Raw genomic sequence first — 12,906 nt, forward strand, 5'->3', positions numbered from 1 at the left:
CACTGAGTCGGACTTTTTTTATGGCTTATATATTAGTGGTTCACTGCAGCAAGTTGCTGAGCGTTATAGCGTGCGCCCATATTTGGGTATCTCGCAATAATCGCTTCGATTTCTGCCAAATCTGCCGCTGATAAATGAAGGTCTACAGCACCCGCATTTTCTACAAGACGCTCGATTTTACGCGTACCCGGAATTGGAATAATGTCGTCACCTTGCGCCAAAATCCAAGCCAAAGCCAGTTGAGCCGCTGTCGCATTTTTGCTTTGGGCAAAGTCACTAAATGCTTGTGCCAAGCTTTGGTTATTTTTCCAGTTATCGCCTTGATAGCGTGGCAACTGACGACGGAAATCATTTTCGTCTAGGTTGCCCACATCAAGCGTATTGGTGATTAAACCACGCGAAAGTGGTGAATACGGCACAAGGCTAATACCTAACTCACGAATGGTTTGCAAATGGGTTTGCTCGAACTCACGAGTAAGTAGCGAGTATTCATGTTGAACCGCTGCAATCGGGTGTATCGCATGCGCTTTACGAATAGTTTCCGCCGACGCTTCACTGAGTCCTAAATAACGAACTTTACCTTGTTGCACCAAGTCAGCCATTGCGCCAATGGTGTCTTCAACTGGAACATTTGGGTCTATGCGGTGCGCATAATACAAATCAATCACGTCTGTATTTAAGCGTTTTAAGCTATTTTCGACCGCAACTTTAATCCACTCTGGAGAACCGTCAATATAAGACTCTAAAGAGTTTTGTGGGTTAAGGTTGTCTTCTTTATAACGGAAGCCAAATTTGGTCGCCAAGAACACTTTGTCGCGGTTTTTTTCTAAAACTTTTGAGAGCAAAACTTCGTTTGCGCCGTTGCCGTACATGTCGGCGGTGTCCCAAAAGTTAATGCCGAGGTCTAATGCCTTTTCTAGAGTGGCAATGCTTTGTGTGTCGTCTGAGGCACCATAGGCAAAGCTCATTCCCATGCAACCTAAACCAAGTGCTGATACTTTTTCGCCTGTTTGTCCTAAAGTTCTATATTTCATTTTTCACACTCTTTTTGCAAAATCACTTGAGTAGAAAAACTATAAAATGCTTTGGCTCAAACTGACGTATAACATTCAAACCAATAATTATAAAATTCAAACAATCTGATTTTAGGCTACACAGTCTTCGCGGAACTTTTTAGGCGAAAAGCCGGTATTTTTCTTAAAGAAGTTGGTGAAATACGCTGAATATTCAAAGCCTAAGCTATAGGCAATTTCGGAAATATTCCAACTGGTGTGTTGTAGCAGTGCTTTGGCTTCTTGCGTAATACGCGAGCTAATATGCTCAGACGTGGTTTTGCCTGTGGCTTCTTTTACAGCGCGGTTTAAATGGTTCACATGTACCGACAAGCCATAGGCAAAGTCATTTGCCGTTTTTAGTTTAAGCTGAAAATGTGGCGAGTCGATGGGGAACTGACGCTCTAATAACTCAAAGAATAAATGGCAAATACGAACCGCAGCATTACTATGTTTTTCAAACTGTTGGGTCGGTTGCATTTTCATGGCTTCATGCACAATTAGGTGCAAATAATTTCTTAAAACATTGTATTTATGAATATAGTCTGAATTTATTTCATTCATCATCTTTTTGAAAATAAATGAAATTTCCTCAACCTGCTGGTCATTTAAAAAATACAGCGGGTCGCCGTCGACTTTAAACAGTGGTGAGTCTTGTAAAAAGCTTTGTCGCGATTCTTGGTTTACAAACTCTTCGGTAAATAGACAAAACCAGCCTGCCTGTTCAGGCGAATTAATTTCCCATGCATAGGGCACCATTGGGTTTGAAAACAGTAAAGCAGGGCGGTCGACTCGTATCCAGCGGTTAGCATAGTGAAGTTCACCTGTGCCTAAAACTAGTGAAATTTTATAATAATCGCGGCGGCTATAAGGTGTCAGAAATGAGCAGGCGTCGCGTTGGAACACGTTAAAATGTCCAAACGAAGTCGATGGAACCGAGTAATCGCTATCTCTGGTTAAAGAAAAGCGGCGATAAAAATCATGTATGGTTTCCATGTCTTTGCCTGCGTGCGTTATTAATTTATTTAAAGTTATAAAATTCAAACTTTATTTACTGTAGCTTTTATTTATAGCGCGATCAATCTGTTCATTTAAACAGGTTTGAAAATGAATGATTTTTATAAATACTCTGGGTAGGCAATGTAAGAAGACTCTACACATTCGAAGCCCATTTGCCGATAAAGGGTAACCGCTGGAGTGTTATCAACGTCGACAATTAAGTGGGCAACTCGTCCAGTTGCAACAATCCGATTTACTGCAAATTTTAAGATGCGTTCGGCAAAACCTTTTCGGCGATAAGCAGGGAAGGTATATGTGCCGCCAATAGAAACGAGTCGATCTGTTTCTATGCCTAAACGCACAATCGAAACGATTTGTTGATCTGCTTCAAGCACAATAATTTTTTGTTGTTGAATTAGAGATACCCAGTCAGGTGTTTCATTTACTGAGCGCTCATTATTGTATTGATGTTGATATTCGTTAAGGCGGGCAATATCCGAAATTTCAGCCAAGCGGCCTTGAGCTTCAGAAAATTGGCGTGAGCAAACCATGATCCATTGATCATACTCTCGCAAAATACGTCCTTTTTGCTTTATCTCGGTATGTAATAAGTCTCGCCCGATTGCGGTGGTTACAATCCGACGCGGCTTAAGCTCTAAAATGGATGTACAGAGTAATGATCCAGATGATGCCTCTGATGGAACCCAAAAACAGGTGCCGCCAGCAAGAATGACCGCGACTCCTAGCAGTTGCTTGGCATTTCGTGAGTCATACAAACGTAAGAGTTGCCACTCGGCATTGGTAGCTTGTGTTTGAGCAAGGAAAGCCATCGCCCCAATAGAATAATAAAACCGCTCTTCAAGCCATTGAAAGATAATTTGATATTCTTCTGAACTAGTAGGAGGTCCCTTTATTATCATTATTAATTACTCATTCAAATGATGAACTCAATCATAATTCACTATCCTACATTTTTATTATCATGACATCGTTAAATTTAAGTTGAAGGTCTTTTTAGCTTAAATATCTAATTGAATAAACAACAATAATTATTTAACCAATTTCTATTCAACCTTACATTGACACTCCAAAACGTGCGGATTATCCTTTGCCTGCTGGCCTACATTGCCAGTCGGTTTTAGCAGACCGTCGTACAGATTACATCAGATTTATTCCTTCTGAGGGAGAGATCTGCATGTATTCAACCCGTCTCCCTCACGTTGCGGTAGGGCGAGAGGGGGACACCTTCGGGTGTGCTGGTTCTGTACCCAGTCTGCTAACCCCCTTTCGTTCTGCCACCATCTTTTAGCAGAGATAGGCAGAATCCTTATTTGTACAGGAATCCGTCATATGCGTACTATTTCATCTCTCTCATTGGCAACCTTCGCCAAAATCTTTACATCTACATCCCACTGGTCTTTAAAACGGGTTAACCGACTCTAGGTTTTAAGCCATAGGTCATTACGACTAAAAAATCATAGCAACAATAAAACCCGAGATAGGCGAGCACACCATTTTTGTGCGGCTTCTGCATGCCTGTTTTTTAGCGCTCAATTTAAGAGTGACGGCATTTCTATCTCTTTTATTTACAACAAAAAATTATTTTAAGCGATATACATGAAAAATTTAGAAGCTTCATTTAGAGCATTGCGAGTGCTCCACACGGCAAAAGATTTATTTAACCAATATGGGTTTCACAAAGTCGGGGTAGACCGAATTATTGCCGACTCCCAAATCAACAAAGGCACCTTTTACAACTACTTTCGCTCCAAAGAACGACTCATTCAGATGAGTTTAACTTTTCAAATAGACGCTTTAAAAGAAGAGGTATTTTCCACGATCTATTCGTACAGCGAACTGATGGTATTCGATAAACTCAAGAAAATTTTCTTTTTACATGCTGACTCAGAAGGTTTTTATCGTTTGCCCTTTAAGGCAATTTTTGAAATAGAAAAGCATTATCCGTCGGCTTATAAAGTGGTGGTTGATTATCGAAACTGGCTTATTCAGGAAATTCATAAACTGCTTTTAACTGTAAAACCTGCCGCTACAGTTGAAGATGCGCATATGTTTTTATTTGTGGTCGATGGCGCGATGGTGCAGCTTTTAGGATCAAATCAAACCGATGAAAGGGAATATCTGATTGATTATTTTTTAAGTCGGGTTTGAGGGGAGAAGGCCTAGATTTAGGCCTTTTTAAAACTTTAAGTATTTTAATTATATTGTTGCCTTGAGTTATTTTTTAAATAGTTATTGAGTAAAGTTTTTATGTTATATAGGAAATATAAAATTTTGTTTTTGCACTTATATTAAAATTGAGGAAAGAATATGTCTTTTGGTTGGAGATGCCCATATTGCAATCATACATGTACAATAACTAATTATAATATTAGTAATAAGACACACACATTTAATTTAAAAAATAAATATAAAGTTGCATTAGGTTTAGATACATTGGTAATTGTTTGTCCAAACCCTGAATGTGAGGAAATATGTGTTAAAGCATCACTTTTTAAAAGTCAAAGTCCAAACTTGTATTCACCTGAACCCCTTCCAGAAAAGGAATGGAGTTTATTGCCTCAAAGTAGTTCGAAAACGTACTCAACAACTATCATCCCTGAAGTCATCCTTAATGATTATGAAGAAGCATGCTTAATTAAAGATTTAAGTCCTAAAGCTTCTGCAACGTTAGCTAGAAGATGTCTTCAAGGAATGATACGAGATTTCTGGAAGGTGAAAGAAAAGAATTTATTTGAAGAAATAAAAGCCATACAAGATAAGATAGAACCAGAAGTATGGGAAGCTATTGATTCTATTCGATCACTCGGAAATATTGGGGCTCATATGGAGAAAGATATCAATATTATTGTTGATGTTGAGCCGGATGAAGCACAATTATTAATAAGTCTGTTAGAGATGTTATTTGATGAATGGTATATAGCTGCTAATGAAAGAAAGGAAAGACTTCAAAAGATTAAAGATTTGAAAGTAATTAAAGATGATTTAAAAAAAATTGGGTCATAATAAAAAATTATTTACAAGAATAAATAGTTAGATATAATTCCCTATAAGGAATCTCTCCAATTCTTACCCATTGTATAAGCAAAGTTAGGCTAAAAATGGGTGTTAGTTCCCAAAACTAACGTAATTAGATAAGGAGATAGACAATGTCTAAGAAATTAGTCAATGTTCGAGCATATCGTCGTTATCGCTTAGGTGTATGGGAAGATGTGTGTAAGCACAAACGCTCATATCCTAATCGATAAGTGAAATGTGGGAGAGATTCTGGACTAACTAATTCCATATAGTTTCTGTATTCCAATTTTGTGGAAAACCCATCTGTTTCTCTAAATTTATAATTTTATCTTTATAATCTGCGAATAATTTTTGCATTTCTTCTTTTATATTTTTGTCGATAGTAATTGAGTCTTTAGTCATTAAATATATAGATAAAATAATTAAATATATTCTGTGAGGATTTATGTTTTCTTCGGTTGGTTTTGAATATCCTTCTAATCCTTTTGGGATCATGTGTTTAGAATTCCATAGTCGACTATTGTGACAAGCTTGATTTCTAATATATTTGATAACTTCTAGCCAACTTTTTAGTTGCTTAAAATTTTCTGCGCCAAGCTTTTTGGCACATTTATCTAATACATTCTCACCCTTTTTTTCAAATGTTTGTGGGTTTAACTTCTCTATAATTTTTAAAAACTGATCAAAAGTAATAAGTTCCATAGCTATCCAGAATGGAGGCAATAATCTGTATGAAATATAGGGGCTTTTATAATTTTTCTTAAAATGTTTTACAAAGTCGGCATCAGATTTGGCCATCTTACTTAATATTTGGCTTCTTTCATAATAAGGCTGCTGATTTTTTATGAAATAGTCATCATTTACATACCAAAAAGGATCATTAGTGAATTCTGTAATTGCTTGATCTATATAGCTTTTTGAAATTATTTCGATTTTTAACGTGTATTTAATAATGATTTTTCTTAAATCATCATCCAATAAATAGATATTCCAACCATCACTAAATTTAGTTTGAGGCTTATATTTTTCCTCTGGTGCATTTAAATCCTGAATGAAGGGGTAAAAATATATTTTTAAATGATACCAATTAATTTGAGATAAGACTTTCCCAGCAAAATCAATTTCATCCCCTTGAATTGATAAACCTTTTTTAGCTACTAAATAATCTGTAACCAATTTTTGAGGTGTAATATAAGGTTTGCTATATTCTTGTAAAGTATTCATATAAATCATAAAAATAGAAAAGCCCGTAATGTATATCACAAAATAATCATGATCTCCATTACGGGCGTCGTTAGAGTTACTTTATAGAATAAAGTACTCTAATGTCAATATAGCTGTAAGAAATTTAGTTAGAATACATAGGAACTCTATAGACTTTTTAATATATGAAATTAAAAAGTTGTATTTCGCTTGTCTCGTTCATAAATCATATCTAATAAATAATTACAAACAACTTTCTTCATGCTTCGTGACAGTCTTAAGCCTTTACTGTTCACTCAAAACCAATTTTTTAATCTTCACAGCTTTCTCGAAGTGATCTAGCTTATGCTCCATAATCCACCAATGCGCTGCTTCCATTAGTAACTCAGGTTTATCATTCTTATTTTTAAAAAAAGCATAAAAAGACAGACCAACATTGTCTCCCTTCTTTTCAATTTTATCTTCGCATCCCTTAATAAAAATTTCTCTTAATTCATTTCTCATATTGAGTATCACTTCAAGTCTATAAAACTAAGACGGCTTATTCCGCTCGCCCCATTGGCACATCATATCTAACAAAGGAATTAAAGATTGTCCTCTCTCAGAAAGCCGATATTCAACTTTTGGCGGAATTTGAGGATATTCTTTACGAATAATAAGTTCGTCTCTTTCTAACTCTTTGAGTGTATTGCTGAGTGTTCTAAATGAAATATTGCCAATGCAGCGTTGCATCTCATTAAAACGCATGACATTTTTTTCATACAGCCAATACATAATAATCATTTTATATTTGCCATTAATCAAAGAAAGGGTATATCCAAATCCCGTTTCTTCTAATGGCGTGTTTGATGGAACGCACTCGGTCATTTTAAAAATCTACACTATCTTTTAGTATAGTATATAACATAAATTACCGTACTTATATTTAGGAAAGCACACTTCTATAATCGATTTATCAACTTTCCGATAAGAGTGTTTTTATAATGAAAAAGACATTAGTCATTGTTACCCATCCTCACATAGACCAATCAGTCGTAAATAAAAGATGGGTAGAGGAATTAGAAAAATACCCAGACCAATTTACGGTTCACCAGATTTATCAGGCCTACCCAGATGGCGTAATTGACGTTGCCAAAGAACAAGCGCTTGTAGAAGAACACGAAAATTTAGTTTTTCAATTTCCAGTGTATTGGTTTAACTGCCCACCGCTTTTGAAACAATGGCTTGATGAAGTTTTAACATATGGATGGGCTTACGGTTCAACAGGTGACAAAGTTAAAAATAAGAAGTTTATGCTGGCTGTGTCTGCGGGTGGCCAAGAACATATTTATTCAGAGCAGGGTGAATATAAACTTACGTTGGACCAAGTTTTTAGTTCTTTTCAGCTCACTGCTTTATATGTTGGGGCGGACTATCAACCACTTCATGCATTTTATGGTTTAGACACAAACCCTTCAGAAGATGACGATGTTCCTACTCATCAAGACGTAGCAAATAATGCGATTGAGTACGTTCAGAAGTTATTAGCGTTGTCTGAGTAAGTTTTAAGGTAGGGAGGCCTAAACGTGAGAGTTTGGGCTTCTTATATAGAGGATTTTTAAAAAATTACATTAAGGTTTTAAGTTAAATATACAATTTATTTATGATATAAATGTCCGCTAAATATAGATTAAATTTAAAAATTTATGACTATTCTTGATATTAAAGAAAAAGAAAATTCCCTTATAACTGACGATGCTCATGAATTAATATGCTACGCAACAATCAGTGAAATAAGCTCATGGAAGGATGTTACTAACTTATATTCAGAAATTAAGCAGAAGCATTTACCTAAAAAAGTATTATTACTTTTAGAAGATATAGGACAGTGCCAATACACCTCTATGCATGCTTCAATGGGAGATGGACTTTATTTTGATACCACAGAACTCGTTGAAGATGACAGTGAAGTAAGTTGGGAAAATACTCGACCTTTAGAGCTTCAATATCATATAGAACAATTATTAAAGCCAGAAAATTATATAGACTTTAATAACTTGCCTAAAAAACTTAAGTATAGCGATGAAGATCAAGTAACTCTGCTACAGATTAATGCTGAACCCGACAAAATTTTAGATGCCGTTATTCAAGTAAAGTTAGTCAATAGTCAAACTGAAACTCAAAAATTTGCAGCATGCCTCAATGGATATTTTAGTTGTGATTTGAACCCTTTTGAATCTTTTAGCTTGATTGAGCATTTAAATCAAAACTATGGCTTAGAGTATGTGGGTTTAGGGGCAAGCTTATTATTTTTTATGAAAACACCAAAATTTGATGCAAATAAAACGCCTCAATTACTTAATGAGTTGAGCAGCTTTTATCAATTCAATCAAACAACGCATCACTCGCTAGAACAACATTTATCTCATCATGAATATCTTATTTTGCCTTATGTAGAGTCATTAGAAGTGTTCGATTTGGATTAAGTTAATTCGAGATAACCAATTTTTATTTTTTAAAACTCATGAGATTCAAAGTATGAAAAAACTACTCAGTTTAAGTGCATTAGTATTAGCAACTACATTAACAGGGTGCGCGATCAATTTACCTTTTAATAACCGTCTAAACTATACGTCTGTTTCAGAATTATCAGCTCTGCCAAAAGTGCAAGATACTGTGCATATCAAATGGAATCCAGATACTTTCCCTCAACGTATTGATATTCAAGGGGCAGACGGTTTTGTAGGAAGTGCTTCTAGAACACGTATTCCTACAGGCGTAGCTCTATCGAGTCGTATAGAAGAAGCGATTGCTCAGATAGCAAAATTATCACCAAATGGAAGCCCATTAACGATTACGGTTGAAAAGGCTAAATCTGGCTTTGAATACTCAGCTGGTATGTTCAATATTACTCCTGCAATTGATGTGGCAAATGTAACTTTAGTGGCTACCTTTGAATATAAAGGTCAGAAATGGACGAATACATTTAACTCTAAGTTAAAGGATCCAAAAATTGGTGGTACTTCACAAACAGCTTTATTAGATAAAGCGTGGGATGATATTGCTGTACAAGTCGCTAAGGATGTTTCTAAACATTTAGCTAATAACTAAACTTTTAATTTTTATTAAAAATAAAAAAAGACCTAAATCAAAACGTTTTAGGTCTTTTTGAATTCTGGCGGTGAGAGAGGGAATAAACTTATTAATTTAAGCGTATGATAAATAATGAAACTTAAAAATCTTATTTTATATTTTACCCCCAGTTATACCCCCAACCGTATAAGGGTACTTCCGTATCTACTCAACTACTGTTTTTACTATAGCATGGACGCATTGGATTAACCTGATGGATTTCATTGCCATCATTTTTTAATGTATGATCATTTGATACTTACGTACGTACAGAGATAAGCATGTTTGAGATCATTGATGATTTAAAAGCTAAATTAGATCAGCATCGACCTCTTTCACCTGCGATTGTTAAAAATCTACATGAAGACTTGATCCTGCGCTGGACTTACCATTCCAATGCGATTGAGGGTAATACTTTAACCTTATTGGAAACCAAAGTTGTTCTAGAAGGGATTACGGTAGGTGGTAAGGCATTAAGAGAGCATTTTGAAGCGATCAATCATCGTGATGCAATCTTGTATGTCGAAGATATTATAAAAAAAGAAGAACCATTTTCTGAATGGCAAATTCGGAATATTCATCAACTAATATTAAAAAACATTGATGATGAAAATGCTGGACGATATCGCCAGCAAAATGTATTAATTTCAGGTGCTACAACTAATCCGCCAGACTATACTTTGCTTAATGACAAAATGGCTCAGTTTATAGATTGGTATAACACGGAAGCTCATGCATTACATCCAGTTGAACGAGCAGCCAAAGTCCATGCAGATTTCGTTGGTATTCATCCTTTTGTTGATGGCAATGGTCGAACATCACGTTTATTGATGAATCTGGAACTATTAAAAGCTGGCTATCCACCTAGTGTGATTACTGTAGAAAATCGCTTGACCTACTATGAGGCTCTAGATCAATGGATGGCTTATGGTAAGACAGAACCATTCATCAATCTGATTGGTGAAGTTGTATTGGATGGATTTAAACCTTATCAGATAGTTTTAGGGATTTAATCATTTTAAATAGTTGTGGTTAGAGTCTATAAAATAATAGAGTTAGAAAGTATGAACTAGTTGCTTTAAAGATAGTGAGTAAGTAATTAATCTTAGTCACTATCCAATATCAAGGAGTGGGTAATACTATTTGTATTTAGGTTTACCATTTTCATCCAAGTTTAGTAACACAAACTCTTTTTCGATCAGTTGCTCAATAACTTGTTCTCTTCGGCAGTTTTTTAGCTCAGCTAATTTCTCAAGTTGCTTTTGAGTGTTTTTTGTTAAAGGGAGATGATAAGGTTTTTTCGCCTTTCCTGAATCTCTAAATTTCTTTTGACTCCATGTCTTTTTCATACGATCTAAAAATAATTTCTTATCAGATGGAACTCCATAAGACATATTGTCTAATGAAATTAGAATTGCATTATAAAGATCCATATTATTTTGAGGTGGATAGAAAATATTTATATTTTTATAAAATTTTATTAAATACTCCCATGCCCATGTTAGTTGATTGTTATTTGTTTCATCCAACCATTTTATTTCTTTGTCTGGTGTTTTTATATTTAACCATTCTATTTTCTTATTTTGTATGAAAAAAATTTTATGATTCACATCTAAGGGAATTATATCTAGGTGATATATAAAATCTTTAAATGGATCTCCATTGATTACAATTGTTGGTGTTAGATTAAATTCACTTTGAATTTTATGTATTAACCATATTATTTTCCTATTATCATTTTTTTCTATCCACTCTAAGTATTCCAATGGTATTAGATGATTTTCAATATTTATTTTTAAATTTCTTATGTGGACTTCTTTATCTTGTAAGTTATTTATATGGTTAATAATAATTTCTTTTTTTTGTGTGATCGATGAGTTGGGCCCTAAAAAATATAAATTAAACATTTGTAAGAAATTCCATGACCACCTAATTTCTCTTTCTTCAAATCGACCTAGCCCCTCCAAATGTTGCTGAGTTTTGTTGGATATGATGACTTGACCATTGTCACGAGTAATAGTCATATTTTTATCACTATGTAGAATTATTTATAAAATATTAATAATATTTTTTGTAGATTACTAGTGGGATATTCATAATTTTTTTATGAGTTTTTAGTGATACATATATGGTGTTTTATGTAGTTATAGCCCCCTTTTTTGCTAAAAATAGCCCTTTTATAGGTATGAAAAAGTAAAAATCATATAGCCAAATATCAATTTTCTAAAAATTAAGTCGACGTAAATTTTTAGTTCATACTCATGAAGAAGGATCAAAGTCAAATGATGGATCACAAATTGTTGCTTAAAACTAACTTTAGCTTGTTCATGTTGACCAAGTTTAGGCTAGTGAAGTGTCGGATTGTAAGGTGTTCTTAGAGGCAAGTAGCTATCCAGCTTAGCTGGTTATTAATATTATTAATTACTTCTATATATTTTGATTCATATGTATAGGCTATATTTTATAAGCTAATTTATGACTATTAATTTTTTACAGAATAGTAAGTGATATGAATCCTAACATGATGAGTATCACGACATGAATTTGACTACAGTTATTTGGAATGAATCCAGTGTTTGTACTGCTATTGAAGACTTTGTTTACGATGTCTGTTTTGAACAGATGGATGAACAACAATTCAAACAAATATTGAGTACATTATATGAAGCCTTTCAATATTTCTATTCAGCACAGCTTCACTACGCTGAATCCATCCAGTATTTTATTCAGTGCAAGTATTGGATTGATCATTTTCTGAATGGTCAATCTGTATCACATATCTTGAATTTTAATATTCAACAGGTTCAAACCCTATGCTGTGTACTCAGCCAATATAAATATGATTATTGGAATGAGCATGCTCGCTTTATTCAGCAAGAAGAGCAGAATCGAAGGTCACTGTATCAGTATCTGACTAAACTCATGACACATTATTCTGAACTGTTATTTGTACGTGTCGATTTGGGTTATCTCAAAGAACAACAGGTTTATATTGGTATCGAGAATGTTCAACAGCATATGAGTATTTTAAGAAATCGTATAGCAAATCAAGATGGATGTTTCATGGGATTACAGGGCTATGCATGGGCATTAGAGCAGGGCGTAGATAAAGGCTACCATTGCCACTTATTGCTGATTTATGATCCATCGAAACGGCAAAATGACTGGTATCTTGCTGATCAGGTTTGGCAAATGTGGAACAGTATTACGGGTAATATCGGCATACACTTTAATTGTAATACTACGGAACATAAGCAGAAGTTTATGCAGAATGATCGTTTAGGGGTAGGACCTATTCGATGCGATAATCTCGTGGAAGTAACGAATGCCTTGAATGCGGGCATGTATTTGGTCAATCCTGAAAAGTATGCACAGCATTTACGAGCAAAGATACCGTATATGCGTAGCTTTGGTACAGGTCAATTTGAAGTGCATTGGCGTAGAGGTGTTGCTCAAACCTTGCAGATATGTGGATTTTAAGTCAAACAACAATTAAAAAACTACG

Annotated in this window: 14 protein-coding genes; 7 read left to right on the plus strand and 7 right to left on the minus strand. The window is 34.8% G+C overall.

All coding sequences use genetic code 11. From position 1 onward, the window contains the following. Nucleotides 1-32 precede the first annotated feature (32 nt). From MKL35_RS07605 to MKL35_RS07615, 3 genes are all read right to left on the minus strand, one after another. Nucleotides 33-1,034 (minus strand): aldo/keto reductase, encoded by a 1,002-nt coding sequence (locus MKL35_RS07605; RefSeq protein WP_032011899.1) that lies wholly within the window; start codon nt 1,032-1,034, stop codon nt 33-35. A gap of 111 nt (nt 1,035-1,145) precedes the next feature. Continuing rightward, nucleotides 1,146-2,048, minus strand: a complete 903-nt coding sequence (locus MKL35_RS07610) for a helix-turn-helix domain-containing protein (protein ID WP_209796557.1) — start codon at nt 2,046-2,048, stop codon at nt 1,146-1,148. A gap of 122 nt (nt 2,049-2,170) precedes the next feature. Beyond that, nucleotides 2,171-2,971, minus strand: a complete 801-nt coding sequence (locus tag MKL35_RS07615; RefSeq protein WP_065286464.1) for a GNAT family N-acetyltransferase — start codon at nt 2,969-2,971, stop codon at nt 2,171-2,173. Nucleotides 2,972-3,668: 697 nt separating this feature from the next. Between MKL35_RS07615 and MKL35_RS07625 the strand changes: the two genes are divergently transcribed. Both MKL35_RS07625 and MKL35_RS07630 read left to right on the plus strand, forming a co-directional pair. Further along, on the plus strand, nt 3,669-4,220 hold the full coding sequence (locus tag MKL35_RS07625; RefSeq protein ID WP_065286465.1) for a TetR/AcrR family transcriptional regulator: 552 nt from the start codon (nt 3,669-3,671) through the stop codon (nt 4,218-4,220). Nucleotides 4,221-4,379: 159 nt separating this feature from the next. Then, the gene (locus tag MKL35_RS07630; RefSeq protein WP_032011902.1) at nt 4,380-5,075 is read left to right on the plus strand and encodes a DUF4145 domain-containing protein; all 696 of its coding nucleotides are present in this window, start codon (nt 4,380-4,382) and stop codon (nt 5,073-5,075) included. Between the two features lie 270 nt (nt 5,076-5,345). Here MKL35_RS07630 and MKL35_RS07635 read toward each other — a convergent pair whose 3' ends face one another. From MKL35_RS07635 to MKL35_RS07645, 3 genes are all read right to left on the minus strand, one after another. Beyond that, nucleotides 5,346-6,311 (minus strand): Abi family protein, encoded by a 966-nt coding sequence (locus tag MKL35_RS07635; RefSeq protein ID WP_050598863.1) that lies wholly within the window; start codon nt 6,309-6,311, stop codon nt 5,346-5,348. Between the two features lie 264 nt (nt 6,312-6,575). Beyond that, the gene (locus MKL35_RS07640; protein WP_209796556.1) at nt 6,576-6,794 is read right to left on the minus strand and encodes a DUF6500 family protein; all 219 of its coding nucleotides are present in this window, start codon (nt 6,792-6,794) and stop codon (nt 6,576-6,578) included. Nucleotides 6,795-6,821: 27 nt separating this feature from the next. Continuing rightward, on the minus strand, nt 6,822-7,157 hold the full coding sequence (locus MKL35_RS07645; RefSeq protein ID WP_032011905.1) for a winged helix-turn-helix transcriptional regulator: 336 nt from the start codon (nt 7,155-7,157) through the stop codon (nt 6,822-6,824). 116 nt (nt 7,158-7,273) lie between these two features. Between MKL35_RS07645 and MKL35_RS07650 the strand changes: the two genes are divergently transcribed. The 4 genes from MKL35_RS07650 to MKL35_RS07665 all read left to right on the plus strand — a co-directional run bounded on the left by MKL35_RS07650 (nt 7,274) and on the right by MKL35_RS07665 (nt 10,414). Beyond that, complete coding sequence (locus tag MKL35_RS07650) at nt 7,274-7,831, plus strand: NAD(P)H-dependent oxidoreductase (RefSeq protein ID WP_017392575.1); 558 nt, start codon at nt 7,274-7,276, stop codon at nt 7,829-7,831. Between the two features lie 144 nt (nt 7,832-7,975). Then, entirely contained in the window at nt 7,976-8,755 is a 780-nt protein-coding gene (locus MKL35_RS07655) for a hypothetical protein (protein WP_032011906.1), read from the plus strand. A gap of 52 nt (nt 8,756-8,807) precedes the next feature. Further along, nucleotides 8,808-9,380: a hypothetical protein gene (locus MKL35_RS07660; RefSeq protein ID WP_022576025.1), complete on the plus strand. Its 573-nt coding sequence runs from the start codon at nt 8,808-8,810 to the stop codon at nt 9,378-9,380. Between the two features lie 302 nt (nt 9,381-9,682). Next, nucleotides 9,683-10,414, plus strand: coding sequence for a Fic family protein (locus tag MKL35_RS07665; RefSeq protein ID WP_270913264.1), 732 nt, complete (start codon nt 9,683-9,685; stop codon nt 10,412-10,414). Nucleotides 10,415-10,540: 126 nt separating this feature from the next. On the opposite strand, the gene MKL35_RS07670 is transcribed toward MKL35_RS07665, so the two are convergent. Beyond that, nucleotides 10,541-11,425: a hypothetical protein gene (locus MKL35_RS07670; RefSeq protein WP_270913266.1), complete on the minus strand. Its 885-nt coding sequence runs from the start codon at nt 11,423-11,425 to the stop codon at nt 10,541-10,543. A gap of 514 nt (nt 11,426-11,939) precedes the next feature. Here MKL35_RS07670 and MKL35_RS07675 point away from each other — a divergent pair. Beyond that, nucleotides 11,940-12,881 carry a YagK/YfjJ domain-containing protein gene (locus MKL35_RS07675; RefSeq protein WP_270913268.1) on the plus strand — a complete coding sequence of 314 codons (942 nt, stop codon included), beginning with the start codon at nt 11,940-11,942 and terminating at the stop codon, nt 12,879-12,881. Nucleotides 12,882-12,906: the final 25 nt, after the last annotated feature.

Source organism: Acinetobacter sp. AOR41_HL, from assembly GCF_027854645.1.
Lineage (GTDB): Bacteria > Pseudomonadota > Gammaproteobacteria > Pseudomonadales > Moraxellaceae > Acinetobacter > Acinetobacter nosocomialis.

Bases quoted from the DNA above. Each gene is read 5' to 3' on its own strand.
- MKL35_RS07675 (WP_270913268.1), top strand. From the start codon at position 11,940: ATGAATTTGACTACAGTTATTTGGAATGAATCCAGTGTTTGTACTGCT.
- MKL35_RS07655 (WP_032011906.1), top strand. From the start codon at position 7,976: ATGACTATTCTTGATATTAAAGAAAAAGAAAATTCCCTTATAACTGAC.
- MKL35_RS07670 (WP_270913266.1), bottom strand. From the start codon at position 11,425: ATGACTATTACTCGTGACAATGGTCAAGTCATCATATCCAACAAAACT.
- MKL35_RS07610 (WP_209796557.1), bottom strand. From the start codon at position 2,048: ATGGAAACCATACATGATTTTTATCGCCGCTTTTCTTTAACCAGAGAT.
- MKL35_RS07665 (WP_270913264.1), top strand. From the start codon at position 9,683: ATGTTTGAGATCATTGATGATTTAAAAGCTAAATTAGATCAGCATCGA.
- MKL35_RS07635 (WP_050598863.1), bottom strand. From the start codon at position 6,311: ATGAATACTTTACAAGAATATAGCAAACCTTATATTACACCTCAAAAA.
- MKL35_RS07650 (WP_017392575.1), top strand. From the start codon at position 7,274: ATGAAAAAGACATTAGTCATTGTTACCCATCCTCACATAGACCAATCA.
- MKL35_RS07645 (WP_032011905.1), bottom strand. From the start codon at position 7,157: ATGACCGAGTGCGTTCCATCAAACACGCCATTAGAAGAAACGGGATTT.
- MKL35_RS07630 (WP_032011902.1), top strand. From the start codon at position 4,380: ATGTCTTTTGGTTGGAGATGCCCATATTGCAATCATACATGTACAATA.
- MKL35_RS07640 (WP_209796556.1), bottom strand. From the start codon at position 6,794: ATGAGAAATGAATTAAGAGAAATTTTTATTAAGGGATGCGAAGATAAA.
- MKL35_RS07615 (WP_065286464.1), bottom strand. From the start codon at position 2,971: ATGATAATAAAGGGACCTCCTACTAGTTCAGAAGAATATCAAATTATC.
- MKL35_RS07605 (WP_032011899.1), bottom strand. From the start codon at position 1,034: ATGAAATATAGAACTTTAGGACAAACAGGCGAAAAAGTATCAGCACTT.
- MKL35_RS07660 (WP_022576025.1), top strand. From the start codon at position 8,808: ATGAAAAAACTACTCAGTTTAAGTGCATTAGTATTAGCAACTACATTA.
- MKL35_RS07625 (WP_065286465.1), top strand. From the start codon at position 3,669: ATGAAAAATTTAGAAGCTTCATTTAGAGCATTGCGAGTGCTCCACACG.